Source organism: Archangium sp. (assembly GCF_036388035.1).
Taxonomy (GTDB): Bacteria; Myxococcota; Myxococcia; order Myxococcales; family Myxococcaceae; genus Archangium.
This window is the reverse complement of sequence record NZ_DASVSO010000977.1, coordinates 1-14,992: the sequence shown is the minus strand read 5'-3', so window position 1 is coordinate 14,992 and position 14,992 is coordinate 1. Positions and strand designations below refer to the sequence as shown.

General features: G+C 70.0%; 13 protein-coding genes. 9 read left to right on the top strand and 4 right to left on the bottom strand.

What is annotated here, in order from left to right:
- The 8 genes from VF697_RS40390 to VF697_RS40355 all read left to right on the top strand — a co-directional run.
- Positions 1-455 (top strand): RNA polymerase sigma factor (locus tag VF697_RS40390; protein WP_331103665.1); only part of this gene is annotated, 455 nt, incomplete at its 5' end.
- Complete coding sequence (locus VF697_RS40385) at positions 452-1,204, top strand: hypothetical protein (RefSeq protein WP_331103663.1); 753 nt, start codon at positions 452-454, stop codon at positions 1,202-1,204. The genes VF697_RS40390 and VF697_RS40385, both read left to right, overlap by 4 nt.
- Positions 1,201-2,928, top strand: coding sequence for a caspase family protein (locus VF697_RS40380; RefSeq protein ID WP_331103661.1), 1,728 nt, complete (start codon positions 1,201-1,203; stop codon positions 2,926-2,928). Before VF697_RS40385 ends, VF697_RS40380 begins: the two co-directional genes overlap by 4 nt.
- Before the next feature lie 83 nt (positions 2,929-3,011).
- Positions 3,012-4,211 carry a hypothetical protein gene (locus tag VF697_RS40375; RefSeq protein ID WP_331103659.1) on the top strand — a complete coding sequence of 400 codons (1,200 nt, stop codon included), beginning with the start codon at positions 3,012-3,014 and terminating at the stop codon, positions 4,209-4,211.
- Entirely contained in the window at positions 4,208-4,786 is a 579-nt protein-coding gene (locus VF697_RS40370) for a hypothetical protein (protein ID WP_331103657.1), read from the top strand. The genes VF697_RS40375 and VF697_RS40370 overlap by 4 nt, the downstream gene beginning before the upstream one ends.
- Positions 4,787-4,948: 162 nt before the next feature.
- Entirely contained in the window at positions 4,949-5,902 is a 954-nt protein-coding gene (gene coaA / locus VF697_RS40365; RefSeq protein WP_331103655.1) for a type I pantothenate kinase, read from the top strand.
- A gap of 372 nt (positions 5,903-6,274) precedes the next feature.
- Positions 6,275-7,594: a Tox-REase-5 domain-containing protein gene (locus tag VF697_RS40360; protein WP_331103653.1), complete on the top strand. Its 1,320-nt coding sequence runs from the start codon at positions 6,275-6,277 to the stop codon at positions 7,592-7,594.
- A 9-nt stretch (positions 7,595-7,603) separates the two neighbouring features.
- Positions 7,604-8,338, top strand: coding sequence for an Imm52 family immunity protein (locus VF697_RS40355; protein WP_331103651.1), 735 nt, complete (start codon positions 7,604-7,606; stop codon positions 8,336-8,338).
- Here the strand turns inward: VF697_RS40355 and VF697_RS40350 are convergent.
- Positions 8,307-10,196: an N-acyl-D-amino-acid deacylase family protein gene (locus tag VF697_RS40350; protein ID WP_331103649.1), complete on the bottom strand. Its 1,890-nt coding sequence runs from the start codon at positions 10,194-10,196 to the stop codon at positions 8,307-8,309. The genes VF697_RS40355 and VF697_RS40350 overlap by 32 nt on opposite strands.
- A gap of 167 nt (positions 10,197-10,363) precedes the next feature.
- On the opposite strand from VF697_RS40350, the gene VF697_RS40345 reads away from it, so the two are divergent.
- A complete protein-coding gene (locus VF697_RS40345) occupies positions 10,364-11,017 on the top strand; it encodes a hypothetical protein (protein WP_331103647.1) in 654 nt (217 codons plus the stop codon).
- Positions 11,018-11,030: 13 nt separating this feature from the next.
- Here the strand turns inward: VF697_RS40345 and VF697_RS40340 are convergent, their stop codons facing one another.
- From VF697_RS40340 to VF697_RS40330, 3 genes are all read right to left on the bottom strand, one after another.
- A complete protein-coding gene (locus VF697_RS40340; RefSeq protein ID WP_331103646.1) occupies positions 11,031-11,609 on the bottom strand; it encodes a HutD family protein in 579 nt (192 codons plus the stop codon).
- A 34-nt stretch (positions 11,610-11,643) separates the two neighbouring features.
- Positions 11,644-13,005 (bottom strand): bifunctional ornithine acetyltransferase/N-acetylglutamate synthase, encoded by a 1,362-nt coding sequence (locus VF697_RS40335; protein WP_331103644.1) that lies wholly within the window; start codon positions 13,003-13,005, stop codon positions 11,644-11,646.
- Positions 13,006-13,053: 48 nt separating this feature from the next.
- Positions 13,054-14,992 (bottom strand): PQQ-dependent sugar dehydrogenase (locus VF697_RS40330; protein WP_331103642.1); only part of this gene is annotated, 1,939 nt, incomplete at its 5' end.

Sequence of the window (14,992 nt, the reverse complement as noted above, 5' to 3'; positions counted from 1 at the left end):
ACGGGGTGCGGCCCTACCTCGGCTTCCTGCTGACCATCGCGCGCTCCACGGCCTTCGACCTGTTGCGCGCCTCGGGCCGCGTCGCCCGCGAGGCCGTGCCGCTGGACGACGCGCCCGAGCTGACCCATGCGCCCTCGGAGGACCGCGGCCCCGAGGAGCAGGCGCTGGAGACCGAGGTGCGTGTCCTGGTGCGTCAGTTCCTCGACGGGCTGCCCGAGGAGGCGCGGGCGCTCGCGCGGCTGCGCTTCATGGAGGGGCTCTCGCAGGAGGTCGCCGCCGAGCAGCTCCAGCTCACCCGTGGCGAGGTGCGGGTGCGCGAGCGGCGATTGCGGACGCAGTTCACCGAGCACCTGCGGGTCCGGGGGTGGCTGGAGGCCCCTCCCGTCCCCCGACACGCCACGGACGGGCTCGTCCTGGTCTTCATCGCCCTGTGCGGAGTGGGGAGCGGCATATGAGGTGGTTCGACGGTCACGTGGAAGGCCTGCTGGCGCGCTGGTCCGAGGGCTCGCTGTCCCCGAATCAGTCCGCCCGGCTGCTGCGGCACGCCCGCGCCTGCGAGCGGTGCGGCGGTCAGTATGAGCGGCTGGTGCTCGCCCACCGGATGTTGGAGCGCGGCGACCTCCACATGCCCACGCGGGCGGAGGAGGCGATGCTGGCGGACGTGGGGCTGGAGGCGGCGCTGTCGGCGGCGGCCCCGGAGGTGGAGCGCTGGCGCTGGCCCTCGCTGGCCGTTGCGGGTGGAATGCTGGCGGCCCTGTGTTTCGCGGCCCTGGTGCTCGTCCGGCCCGCGGACATCGGGGAGTGGCAGTCCCGGGGCCTGGGGCGTCCCTCCAACGCCGTGCTGCGCGTGTTCTGCGCCGTGCGGCAGCAGCCCCTGCGCGAGTTGAAGCGGGCCGAGGAGGCGTGTCCCCCGGGCGCGATGCTGGCCTTCGCCGTGGGGGCCGAAGCGCCGCTCCTCCAGGTCGCGGTGGCGGTGCGGGGTGAGGGGTTCCAGGCCACCGAGGGCCCCTTCGTCATCTCCGGCCGCCCCGGGGCGGAGCAGCCGTTGGAGACGACCGTGCTTCTGCGCATGCCCTCGGGGCAGGCGGAGGTCATCGCCGCGTTCGCGGACTCGCCCGGGGCCGCGCTGGGCGCCCTGCGGGGGGATGTCACTCCGGGTGCGGTGGTGCTCCGCGTGCCCGTTCGGGTAGAGGAAGCCCCATGAGTCTCCGCCATCCGGGCACGGTGCTCGCGCTCGCCGCGCTGCTCGCCTCCACCCTGGCCTCCGCGGCCCCACCGGTGCGCCGTGCGCTCGTCATCGCCCACAACGCCAGCGATGACCCGGCCCTGCCTCCGCTGCGCTACGCGGACGACGATGGGGTGATGTGGACGGAGACGCTGCGGCGGCTGGGCGTGGAGACGACGCTGCTGGTGGACCCCGACGCGGAGACGCGCCAGACGGGCGCCGCGGTGCTCTCGGCGGGCGTCCGGCCTCCCTCGCTCGAGGAGGTGTCCCGGGTGGTGGCGGGCCTGCGCGAGGCCATTCGAGCGGACCACGCGGCGGGGCGGCAGACGGACGTGCTGCTCGTCTACGTGGGCCACGGCAACACCGACGAGGCCGGGCGCTCCTACTTCACCGTGCTGGGGGGACGGCTGGACCGGACGAACTTCTACGAGCGGCTGGTGGACCCGCTCGGGGCGGACTTCGTCCACGTCATCGTGGATGCGTGCCGGGCCTCGGGCGTGGTGGGGAGCCGGGGCGAGGCGGACGCGGCGGTGCTGGCACAACTGCGCGGGACGCTGGAGCGCGAGCAGCTCGCCGCGAGGCCCCAGGTGGGCGCCACCTTCGCCGAGAGCGACAGCGGCGAGACGCACGAGTGGTCCCGCCTGCGCGCGGGCGTCTTCAGCCACGTGGTGCGCTCGGGGCTGATGGGGGGCGCGGACGTCAACGGGGATGGGGCGGTGGAGTACAGCGAGCTGGCCGCCTTCGTCGCCGCCTCGTTGGAGGGCGTGAAGGCGCTGCCCGCCCGGCTCTCCGTGCGTGCCCATGCTCCGGCGAGAGATCCGCGGCGCGTGCTGGTGGGCGCCTCTCCCGAGGGCCCGAGCCTCGTGCTCCCGGCGGACTTCGAGCACGCGCGCATCTCCGTGGAGGACGAGGACGGCCGGCGGCTGGCGGACGTGCGGCGCGCCGAGGGCCAGTCGCTCGCGCTGCGCCTGCCCGCCCGCGACGCCTACTGGGTGCGCACGCCGACGGCCGAGGCCCGCATCGCGCTCGCCCGGTTGGGTGGAGGCGTGCCCCGGCTCCGGCTGAGGCCTCGCGAGCTGCAGGAGCGCGGCCCGGTGGAGGACTCGCTGCGGCGCGGGCTCTTCTCGGTGGCCTTCGACCGGGGCTTCTATGAGCGGTACGTGGCCACCTCGCCCTTCGTTCCGGTGGACTTCACGCCCGCCGGTGGAGGCGGGGTGCTCGTGCCGCCCTTCGTCTTGTCCGCGCCCAGGCCCAGGCCGGGCTCCGCGTGGGAGGTGGGCGTCATGGCCTCGCGGGCTCCGCTGGGGCTCGGCCGGCTCGTCACCGGGCCGAGCGTGGCCTGGCGCTCGTCGGGGCTCCTCTCGTTTGGCGCGCGCGCCTCGTATGCCTTCACCCCCCTGCCTGTCTCGGAGGTGTACCTCCACCGAGTCACCGTGCAGGGACTCGTGGCCCTCCAGGGCGCCAGTCCCGTGGGCCCGTTCGTCGAGGCCGCCGCGGGCTGGGGCCTGTTGGGTGTGAAGTTCCCGGCCGGGACGCAGGGGGACCCCACCGTGTTCTCCGCCCAGCTGTCCGGCGGCGTGGTGGCGCGCGTGAAGGACTTCCGGGTCCGCGCGTCGGCCTTCCTCGGGACGGACCTCGTCACCGCGGATGCTGGGCAGGTGTGGGACCCGATGTGGGGCGTGGCGCTGTCGCTCGGGCGCTGAGCCCACGAAAAATGGATCGCGGACGACCAGACGGAGTCCTCGCTCCGTATTCCTGGCAGCACATCGCACCGAGGACTGCCTTCGTGAAACTCCGTTCCCTGCTCCTTCCTTTCGCCACCGCCCTCGTCAGCCTCGTGCTGGGGGCCTGCGATCCCATCCGGCTCGAAGTCATCCTCGCGAACCAGGGGGGCCACGGCCCCACCCAGGGTGCGCCGGATGCGGGCCAGCCCCCGGAAGAGGTCGAGGATGATGCGGGCGTGCCTCCCCTCAGCAAGCCGGATGCGGGCCAGCTCCCGGATGCGGGTTGCTGGCAGTCGCGCGAGCTGGCGGCGAATGTCACGAGTACGTCCTTCGCCTTCGACTCGCAGGGCGTGGGGCACCTCGCTGTCTCCAAGAGCGACAGCCGGATCTACGTGGGCAGCACGGGGCCGGGGGAGGTTCTGGCCCCCGCGGGCGAGCTGCAGGGAAGTGTGCGGGGGTTCTCCCTCGACGCGGAGGGCGCCAGACACCTGCTCATCTCCCTCAACGGCCACACCCATTACGGCCAGGACCAGTCGGGCTCGTGGCGGAGCACCCTGCTGTACTGGGACAGTGACCCGATGGCGCTGGTGGTCGACACGTGGGGCTTCGCGCACATCCTCTTCACGCAGAGCACGGACAGCGGACGCCAGCTCCGCTATGCGACCAACCGCTCCGGGGAGTGGGCCGTCACGGAGCTTGCCATCGAGCTGCACCCTGAACGCGAGGCCAGAGCGGACCTCGCGGTCGATGCCCAGGGCCATGCCCACATCGCCTGGCGGTTGGCCTTCAGCCCCGGCATCTCCTACGCCACCAATGCCTCGGGCTTCTGGGTGAGGGAGCTCGTCGAGGACATCGACGGCAACACGCCCGTGCTCACGATCGACCCGGTGGGCCGCCCCCACCTGCTCTATGCCTACGGTCTCTGGTATGCCCACCACGCGGTGAAGCAGAACGGGACCTGGGCGATCGACGGCGTGGGCGCCTCCGTCGGCAACGCGATCGATCTGAAGGTGGACCGGGCCGGCAAGCTCCATGCGCTGCTGGACCGGTCCCAGAACCCGAAGATTGTCCACGCGACCCTGCCCGCGGGTGGCCGCACCTGGAGCTATACCCCCATCCTTGGCCTCGAAGGGCAGGCCGGGGCGACGGCCCTCACCAAGAGCGCGCTCGGGTTGGATGCCGCAGGGACGGTGCACGTCGGCTATGGGTACGAGATCCTGGGAGCAGGCAACTCCGTGCGCTACGCGCGGCCCTGCCCATGAGCTGGCGCATCCGCTTCGAGCCCGAGGCCCTGCGGCTCGAGGCCTATCCCTTCCCCCGGGGTGAGCGCTCGCCCCTGATTCCCGTCGAGGCACTGCGCGAGGTGTGTGTCGGGTGGTTTCCGCCGACGCTCGGGACGCGCGAGGGGGAGTACCTCTTCGTTCCAGCGGGGCAGGCGCGAGAGCTGGCGGACTTCGCGAGCCAGCACGGCATTCCATTCGTCAAACGGTTCGACGTGTGGTCGTTCCTGCTCGAGCCCTTCCTCGACACCCAGCTCTCGCCCGAATTGGAGGAGGGCCACCTGCGGCGCCTGGAGGAGAACGGCGTCAGCCGCGCCGAGGTGCAGGCGATTCGCGAGCGCGTCGAGGAGCGGATGCTGGCGCTGACAGCCGCGACCTGGGAGTGGGTGCACTACGGCCTGCATGACGTGCTGACCGTCATGCGGCCCTTCACCTTCTTCACGGGCGGGTCGTTCGCCCGGTTCTACGCCGAGGCGATGCAACTCGCGGAGCGTGGGCAGGTGCAGCCGGCGACGCGCGAGGACTTCCTGCGGTCCTTCCCGAGCCCGGGCCCGTAGTCCCGCTCCGGCGCGGAGTAGATTCTCCTTGTGCGCCGTCGTTCTGTTTTCCAGCCGTAGGTGCTGGAGGTTTCGGGCGTGGAGCGGCGGTCAGTTCAAGAGGTTTCCGTCAACGGCCGGATGCTTCGGTAGGATGGGCCCGCCCCCAGGGAGGAGGGCCCTATGTCCGCACCCAAGTCACACGCCGCGTCCATGTTCGTCGACTTCGAGCGCGAGGCGTGGAGGGCCCTGCGCGCCGCGACCCCGCTCCCGCTCTCCGCCGAGGAGGTCGAGGGGCTGCGCGGCCTCGGAGAGCACCTGGACCTGGAGGAGGTGGCGGACATCTACCTGCCCCTGTCGCGGCTGCTCAACCTCAACGTCGCCGCGATGCAGAGCCTGTGGTCGGCCCAGCAGTCCTTCCTCGGGGGCTTCACCCAGAAGGTGCCCTTCGTCATCGGCATCGCGGGCAGCGTCGCGGTGGGCAAGAGCACCACGGCGCGCATCCTCCAGGCGCTGCTCTCGCGCTGGCCGGACCATCCGCATGTGGAGCTCGTCACCACGGACGGCTTCCTCTTCCCCAACCACGTCCTCACCGAGCGCGACATCATGCACCGCAAGGGCTTCCCGGAGAGCTACGACCGGCGCGCCCTGGTGCGCTTCCTCGCCGAGCTCAAGTCTGGACGTGCCGAGGTGACCGCGCCCGTGTACTCGCACCTCGTCTACGACATCGTCCCGGACGAGGCGAAGGCGATCCGCCGGCCGGACATCCTCATCCTGGAGGGGCTCAACGTCCTGCAGACGGGGCCGGTGGAGGGAGGGAAGCTGCCGCACACCTTCCTGTCGGACTTCTTCGACTTCTCCATCTACGTCGACGCGCACGAGCAGGACATCCGCCGCTGGTACGTGGACCGCTTCCTGAGCCTGCGGCAGACGGCGTTCCGTGACGAGCGCTCCTTCTTCCGCCGCTTCGCCGAGCTCACCGAGGAGCAGGCCATCGCCCGCGCCGAGTCGGTGTGGGGGGAGATCAACGGCCCCAACCTGGCGCAGAACATCGCGCCCACCCGCTCGCGGGCGCGGCTCATCCTCATGAAGGGCTCGGACCACAAGGTGCGCCGCATCCGCTTGCGGAAGATCTGACCAGCGAATCCAAGGCGAGATGTCGGGTCAGGTGTCTGGCCTTGTCCAATGTGGCAATCCTCCATGTTCCTACCCGATGGGAGAGCGGATAGACGCAACGCACCTGATGCGAGGCGCCCAGCTACCGCGGTGCCTCGTATCCCGGGTCGCCAGCTCAGCCTGGTCCTCTTGGCCCTTGCCGCGCTCGTGCTCCTCGAAGCGTGCGCCACGAGCCATCCAGGCGGGAGTCTGACGAGCGGCTTCGGCCTCCACTCGCGACCCATGCCCTTGCGCGACACCTCCGGGTCTCGGCAGCCGGCTGCTTCTCCGGCATTGACAGAAGAGCAGGGAGGGGCCGGCGGATTCCCTGAGCAGACGGCGGACGCGTTCCTGGTGGTACAAGAAGCCAGCGGCCTGGAAGAGGCGGCGCGGCACCCGGCGGGCGCGGCGCTCTACGTGGAGCAGGCACGCCAGCTGCTGGACCGGTTGGCGAAGACGCCCGTGACGCAGAGGAGTTTCGCCCCGCGTCGGGTGCTGTCCTGGCTCCTGCGCGAGGTGCTCGAGGGCGGCGAGCGAGTGGAGTACGCCGATTTGAAATGGCGTGCCGAACGCTTCTGGCTCCTGGTGCTGGTGCGTCCGGACGGCTACCTGGTGGCCGCGCTCACCGGAGCTCCCATTCAGCGCATGGGTCCCCTCGCGCTCGTGGAGGGCGAGTGGATGGTGGGCAGCCTCGGGGTGGGCGACTTCTACTTCTCGCGCGGTGGCGTCTTCTACCCGGTGAACGAAGCCCTGCGGCGCGCGGACAGCCCGCCCCTGGCCGAGCTGGGTTTGGGGAGAGACCCGCTGAACGCCGCACTCGACGGGGCCCAGGACGCCATGGGGGAGATGGCGGTAACGCTGGCCCAGTCCATCCTCCACCCCATCCGCACCGTGGAGGACCTCGCGCAACTGCCCACAACGGTGGCACTCCTCATGGCCTCCTCGCCCGAATACTTCGCGCGCTACGGCGCCATGTCCTGGGAGGACCAGATACGCGAGGCAGCGCGCCTCTCTACGCACGTCCTCATGATGGTCGGGGGGGCGGAGGCCACGGTGGGACGTATCAGCGGGCTCGGAGCGGAGCTGCCGGTGCTGTCGCTCACGGCCGAGGGCGAGATGGTGCTGGGTCGAGTCGTGGTGGCGGGACGCACGACGACCACCACCGTGGTCATGGACCGGGGAGCCCTCTCCATTCTCCACATGGCGGGTAGGGGCCAGGGAAACACCGGCGGCACGAGCGGCAAGGTAGGGCAGTCCTCCAGGATGGCTCCGTCGCAGAGCCCCGGTAAGTGGACATACAAAAAGCCTACCACCGAGTCCGAGCAGGCCCGGGATTACCAGGAGCAGATAACGGGACGGCCTGCGTGGTATGTGTATATGATTGGCAAGGTGGAGTTCGACGGTTTCAACGGCAAGGAACTGCTCGAAGCCAAAGGCGCCAGCTACAAGAACTTCCTCACGAAGCACGGTTCAGCTCAGCCCTGGTTCGAAACAGGAGAGGGGTTCCGGAGTCTGCTGGAACAGGCCGCTAAACAGTCGAAGCTCGGCAGGACGCTGAAGCTACCGGTGGTGTGGCACGTAGCCGAAGCGGAATTCGCGAAGTTCCTTCGTGAGGTCTTCAAGGATAATGGCTGGGACAACATCACCGTCCGCCATACTCCGCCGACACGGTGAGGAGCACGAATGTACGAGCGGTATTACGTGGGGGGATTCTGGGGACCCCGGAAGGAGACGGCGCTGGAATGTGCTCGGCGCGCGGAACTCTTCTTTCACATGCTGGCACGGTGTGATCCGACGTTCCTCCAGTGGTTCCGGGGGGGGCGTGGCGCCCCGCGCACGCTGCCAGGCCACCCTGTTGGCTCGGGGGTACAGGAGTGGGAGCAATTGTTCCTTCGCGGAATGTTTCGCACGGACATCGGTGAGGAGGTCATCGAGGAGTTCGGTTTCAGGGAATACGTGTGGAATGCGAAGAAGGAACGAACTCGCATTGAGTTTCATTGTGGCGGGTACTCCCCAGGAGGAATCAATTCGTGCCTGCTCAGACCTCCCGAGGAGGGCTCGGTCCGGGAACGACTCCTGCGCGCGCCGGTGCTGGCCGAGGTGCTCACGTGCATGGCCACGGCATGGGACCCCGACTACGCCATGGCAACCTCGGGCGAGATGGTGGACCTTGTTAAAAAACGGAAGTGGGAGGTGCGGGTGGGCTGGTTGACGTACCTGTCTCGACGGCTGGGGAAGGTGCCACCGCTGCCCGCGCCCGTGCACATCGAACCTGTGGGCGAGTTGGGGTGGCTCCTCGTTCTCTCTCCTGAGGCCATGACCGCGAGCAACCCTGAGCACGTGGCGTTCACTGCGCGCGTGCGTGAGTTGTTGGACCGGGCAGGTCTCATCGAGCGTCCCGAGCTGTCCGACGAGTGACACGCGCAGGTGCTGTCGGACCCGGCAGGGCTCGCCGTACGCCGGGGCCTTTCGCGTCGTTCCCATGACATCCCATCCTTTCCTCGTGCTCCTGGGTGGCCCCGGCCCCCACGCGCAGCACGCGCCCGAAGCCGCGCTCCCGGCCCAGCTCGGGGACGGGCGCGCCGCCGTGGACCGCGAGCCGGCCGTTGATGAGCACCGTCTCCACCGCGCCACCGTTCTGGTTCACCAGCCGCACGAAGCCATCGAAGCCCTCCACCGGAGATTCGTGGGGGGTGTCCAGCTCGGCGCCGAGCCGCTCCGGGTCCAGCACCACCACGTCGGCCCTCCGGCCCGGCGCGAGCGTTCCCGCGTCCAATCCCAGCCAGTCGGCGATCTCCCCCGTGAGCCGATGCACCGCGCGCTCCAGGGGCATCACCGGCTCGCCACGCTTCTCCGCCTCGCGCACCAGCCGCAGCATCCGCAGGGGGAAGTTGTAGTGCGCCATGTTGCGCAGGTGCGCCCCCGCGTCCGAGAAGCCGATGAGCACGTCCGGGTGGCGCACGATGGACTCCAGCTCGCGTGGCCGGTCGTTGGCCATCACCGTGTACCAGCGCAGCTCCGGGCCGTAGCGCGCCACCAGGTCCAGGAAGGTGTCCACCACGTCCTGCCCCCGCTCGCGGGCGATGTCCGCGAACGAGCGGCCCACCAGTGACGGGTCCGGTGCCTTCAGCACCTCGGACTGGTTGAAGTCCCGGTGGAACACCTTGGGCAGCAGCTTGCTCTTCCACTGTCGCTTGAACCAGGCGCGGTACTGGGGGGCGTTCAGCAGCCGCTTGCGCTCGGCCGCGTCCTGCAGGTGCAGCGCCGCGGCGCCCGCGCCAAACTCCTCGAAGACCACGAGGTCGATTCCGTCCGACCACAGGTCGAAGATCTCCGGCAGGGCCTGCCAGCGGAAGTCGGCCTTCAGCACCCGGTTGAAGAAGCGTGACAGCAGGCCCGCCTGCCAGTGGATGCCCCGGTTGGCGCGGCTGTCCATCATGGAGATGATCGTCGTCTTCAGCGGCTGGCGGAACAGCCCCACGCTCTCCCACAGGAAGAGGAAGACGTTCACCTTGGTGGTGATGTTGGGCACGCCCTGGAAGACGCGCCGCCGCTCGCGGAGGATGCGCGTGAAGCGGCGGTACTCCGACCAGCTCGCGAAGGTGGAGGGGAGGGGACGGCTGCGGATGGAGCGGCTGCCGCCAATCTTGTCCCACGGCAGCGTCATGATGGAGAGGCCCGCGTAGCCCGCGTCGAGCCCCTCGTGCAGCAGGGCCTCCATCCGGCCCAGCTCCTCCGAGGAGGGCTTCACCCGCTCGTCCAGGCTGCGCTCCAGGCCCATCACGTGCGACCGGATGGCCGAGTGCCCCACGAAGGAGCCCACGTTGGGCCCCAGCGGCAGCCCGTCCAGGTGCGTGAGGTACTCGCCGAGCGTCTCCCAGTCCTTCTTGCGCTCCAGCAGCGAGCGCACCGCGTCATAGGGGATGGCCTCCACGCGGCAGAACTGGTCGGCGAGATCCTCGTGCGTACCCACCGCGAGGCTGAGCGAGCAGCTCCCCAACATCACCGAGGTGACGCCGTGCCGCACGGACTCGGAGAGCGAGGGGGCCAGCTCCACCTCGGCGTCATAGTGGGTGTGCAGGTCGATGAAGCCGGGCATCACCCAGCGGCCGGTGGCGTCGATGACGCGCGTGTCGGGCCCGGAGGGCAGCGGCGACTCGCTGACGGCTGTCACCCGACCCTCCCGGAGGCCCAGGTGCCTCACGCTCGGCGGGCTGCCTCGCCCGTCGAAGAAGAGTCCGTTGGCGATGACGAGCTCGTACGGCGATGCGGTCATGCGTCCCTCCAGGGCACGGGGGAGCGCCCCTCCCCTTGGTGGATGACGGAGTGTGTCATCCGCGTGGCGCGGCACGTCACATGGTTCTTCTCATTTCCTGGGAATCACCGCGCTACGGTATGAGCGCCAACCACCCCGTTGGCCTCCCCCATCTCTCCGAGGCTCCCATGAAGTCGCTTCCCCTGGCCAACGACCGTTGGCTCTCTCTGTCCTCCGTGTGCGCGCTGGGCCTGACGCTCGGTGCCTGCGGCTCCATCCCCGTGGTTCCGGAGCACGAGAAGTGGCAGGAGGAGAACGAGGAGCTCGTCGTCAACGAGCAGGGCCTGACGTGCGGCACCGAGCGCTGGTCAGTGAAGACGGCCAGCGACGCGGGGGCGGGCAGCATCAACCAGACCTCCGTCACCACCACCATCGCCACGCTCGTGGGCTATGCCCGCCCCAGCTCGCTGCCGAGCACCAGCCGCGTCTCCCCCGTGGAGCTGACCACCTACCGGCTCCGCAACGTCATCCTCAAGGGGTACAAGGCCGAGCCGGACAGCGACATCCACATCGTCGTCGAGAGCGGCGGCAAGACGATGATCGTGGAGATCGCCAACCCCGGGTGCGTCAGCGCCAGCAGCCCGCTGTATTACAAGATCCAGGCTGCCCGGAACGCGTTCATCGCCAAGTACTCGCCCACGAGCACGTACAAGACTTCCAGCGACACCATCACCCTCACCGGCGTGGGCTTCTGGGACTACAACCATGGCCAGACGGGCGTGGCCCCCAACGCCATCGAGCTGCACCCGGTCACCTTCTTCTGCTCGGGCCTCAACTGCTGAGCCCCGGTCGGGCCTACCGCTCCGTCCGGTGCTTCAGGTGGATGGCGACCACGACGGCGCCCGCGTCGCTTCGCAGGGCCAGGGATTCGGGCGCTTCCAGCCAGAGGGTCTCCTCCACGGCCAGCGGTGTCCCGGCCACGGAGGCGCGACCCTCCAGGCCATGGAGGAACACGGTCCTGGCTCCCGCGAGCGTTCGGGTCTCGCCCGGCGCCAGGTGCACCACCGCGAGCGTGGCCTCGGCCGTGGCCCGATCGACCATGAGGTTGAAGTCCCGCACGGGGCCCTCGAGCAGCCGGCAGTGGATCTCCACCTCGCCCGGAAACGCGAACGGTTGCCGGTGCTGGTCGAGCACCACGTCCTTCGGCACCCCCGCGAAGGACAGCGCCACGCCCGCGCCGTCCAGAATCATCAGGGTCCGATCCACGCCTGGAAACACGGAGAAGGGCCCGGACGCGGAGACGGTGGCGATCGACAGGCGGACGAGGAAGCGGCTCGGGTCGGTGGGATGCGGCAGCTTCAGCAGCTCGCGGGTGACCCCACCCCCGTTCTTCCAGGGCATGTCGCGGTAGTCGGCGGGTCCGAGTCGTCTCATCCGCGGGAGCATAGGCTCGGATCCGCGGCCCCGCTCAGCTCCGGTAGTCCGCGTTCTCGCTGATGTACTCGTGGCTCCGGTCCGCGCCGAGCACCGTGCTGGTGACGGAGCCGAGGCCGAGCTCCACGTCGATCTCCACCGAGCGCTCGTGCGGTGGGAACGTCACGGGCGGACGGAAGGTGAGCCCGTCGGGCGGCGGGACGCTCGTGTAGAGCTCGGCGCCCTTCATGTGGGCCACCAGCGCCTTCTCCGCCGCGTCATCGAGCCGGAAGGCGCCGTGCTCGAGGATGACCCGGCCGCCCATGCGCAGGGTGCAGCGCGACAGGTCCACCTCGGGGTGGTGGGCTCCCACGTACTTGCCGATCGCCGCCACCAGCCGGCCCACGTTGGGGTCGTTCCCGTTCACCGCGCACTGGAACAGCGGCGAGTTCACCACCGACTTGCCGATGCCCCGCGCCACCGCCTCGCTCGGGGCTCCGCTCACCCGCACGCGCATGACGTGGTGCACGCCCTCGCCGTTGCGCACGATGTCCTCGGCGAGGTCCGCGCACACCTGCTCCAGCGCGGCCTCGAACTCCGGGAGGCTCGGGCAGGGCACCTTCCGCGACGACAGCAGCGCCACCGAGTCCGAGGTGCTCGTGTCGCTGTCCACGCTGATGCAGCCGAAGGTGCGCGAGGCCACCGAGCGCAGCGCCGCGCGCAGGGCCTCGCGTGGCACATTCACGTCCGTCATCAGGAAGACGAGCATGGTGGCCAGGTTGGGCTCGATCATCCCCGCGCCCTTGGCGATGCCCACGATGCTTCCGCTGCCCACCTGGGCCCGACGGACCTTGGCGTACAGATCGGTGGTCATGATGCCCTCGGCGGCGGGCAGTACCGAGCCGGCCGCGAGCGCCGACACGGCCTGGGGCACCGCCTCCACCATCGCGTCCACCGGCAGCCGCCAGCCGATGACGCCCGTCGAGCAGGGCAGCACCTGCGAGCCGCTCAGCCCCAGGGGCCCCGCCACCGCCGCGCACAGCCGCTCGGAGGCCTCCACGCCACCGGGCGCGCACACGTTGCTCACCTTGTTGTTCACCAGCACCGCGCCCAGCGTGGGCTCCTCCAACCGCTTGCGGCCGAGGACCACCGGCGCTCCCGGGAAGGCGTTCTTCGTGAACACCGCCGCGAACGCCGGGGTTGGCTCGTCGAGCACGATGAGCGTGAGGTTCATCTTCGCCGGCTTGGCCACCTCGGCGGGCATGAACTCCAGGCGCGTGCGCCCGACGCGGAAGCCGCGCGGCAGGGCGGACTGGCCCTCCAGCCAGTTCCGGTGGGCCTCGGCGGACGGGAAGGTCAGGTGCGTGCTGGGAATGATGGGACCTCGCTGCGAGAAGAGAGTCGCTTGGTGCCGCAATCCCGCGCCTGACGCAATGACTATGACGCCGGGCCGTCCGGTGCTCGCCTAGGGAGGCGTGGGCCGGAGCTGCTCCTTCGGGAGGATCTCCTTGCGCTGGCGGGGGCTCGACCAGTGCAGCCGCATGATGGCCAGCCCCGTGTTCTCGTAGAACTCCAGCCGGAGCGAGTAGGCGCGGCCCGCCTGCAGCGTGACGGTCCCCCGGTTCTCGGTGGTGCCGTGGAGGGTCCAGTTGTCGATGAGGAGCTTCCCGTCCACCCAGAGCCGCACCCCGTCGTTGGACTGCGTGTAGAAGGTGTAGGTCTCCGAGTACCGGGGCACCACGCTCCCGGTCCAGCGCACCGAGAAGGTGTCCTTGCCCAGGCCTGGGGCGGGCGGGGTGTCCTCCCAGCGGAAGTCCACGGTGGGGTCCACACGCTCCAGCTCGAGCTGGGTGAAGTCGAGCGAGTCGAAGTACTCCGCGCGCAGGCCGTTGGCAGGAGCCGGCTCCTCCCTCACTCGGAACACCGCCGTGTAACGGGTATCCGCCGAGGGCGTGGACACCTCATGCGCCGCGCTCCCGCCGTCCGACCAGCGGTCGAAGACGTACGTCGTCCCGCCCTTCTCCTGGGGGGACACCACCCCGAGCGTGCGCACCACGCCCACCACGCTCTCCACCTCCAGCGGCATGTCCCGGGGCTGGCCATCGAGCGTCACCCGCAGCCCCGCCGGCTCGGTGCCCACCCGGAGCTTCACCGTCTGGAGGCGCACGTCCCGGTACACCGCGTGGGTGGCCCCGCCGGAGTCCGTCACCTGCAGGTGGATGCGGTACCACACGTTGGCGGACGTCTCGCCCCGGTCCGGGATGGTGAACTTCCCGCTCCTCACCCCCTGCGTGGTCGGCACGAAGGGGTGCAGGTGGTCGTCATGGTGGAAGTCCACGCGCCAGGAGAAGGCGCTCGCTGGCAGCGTGCCGTCCTCCGCGTCCGTGCCCAGGCCTTCGAAGGGGATGACGTCTCCGGCGCGGTAGCGAGCCCCCTCCGCGGGAGCGGTGAGGGTGGCGACGGGGGCGGTGCCGCTCCGTACGGTGAGGACGGCCTCGTTGCTCACCACCGAGCCGTAGTCATTGGACCCCCGCACCCGGAAGCGCGCCCCCGAGTCCGTCAGGCCCACCGTCGCCAGCGTGAGGTTCGCGGACGTCTGTCCCGCCAGGTCCGTGCCATTGCGCTGCCACTGGTAGCGCAGGGGCGGCGTCCCGGTGGCGCCCACCGTGAAGGTGACTGGCTGGCCGGGGCTCACCGTCTGGCTCTCGGGCTGGCGCGCGATCGTGGGCGCCTCGCTCGCCGCCGTGTAGCGGATGCGGTGCACCGAGTCGTCCCCCCGGTCCAGGTAGTAGAGGCTGCCGTCCGGCCCCACGTCGAGGTCCACCGGTGCATTGGCGCCCGTGGCGAACACGCTGGCGGTGCCATCCTTCGGGTTGTACGTGCGGATCCACCCGTTGCAGTAGTCGGAGAAGAAGTAGAGCCCCACGTACCTCGAGGGGAACTGGGCGAGGGGCGGGTTGTAGAAGGTGCCCGCGGTGATGGCACAGCCGTGGCTGCTGCCCGAGCCGTGCGAGTAGGAGAACAGGGGCGCGCGGTAGCGCGAGTCGCTCGTGGGGCCCTCGGTGTCCGGCCAGCCGTAGTTGGCTCCGCCGGCGCCTTCGTTGATCTCCTCCCAGTCCTTCTGCCCGACGTCGTTGATGAAGAGGCGGCCAGTGCCCGGTTGCACGGCGAAGCTGAAGGGGTTGCGCAGGCCGAGCGCCCAGATGGCGCGGTGGACGCCCGTGGTGCGCGTGGAGAACGGGTTGCTCGAGGGGAGGGTGCCGTCCTTTTCGAGCCGCAGCAGCTTGCCCATCAGCGTGTCGAGCTTCTGCGCATCTCTCGAGTTCGAGTTGTCCCCCACGGCCACGTACAGCCTGCCGTCGGCGCCGAAGTGGAGGGCGCCTCCGTTGTGGATGGAGGCCCCC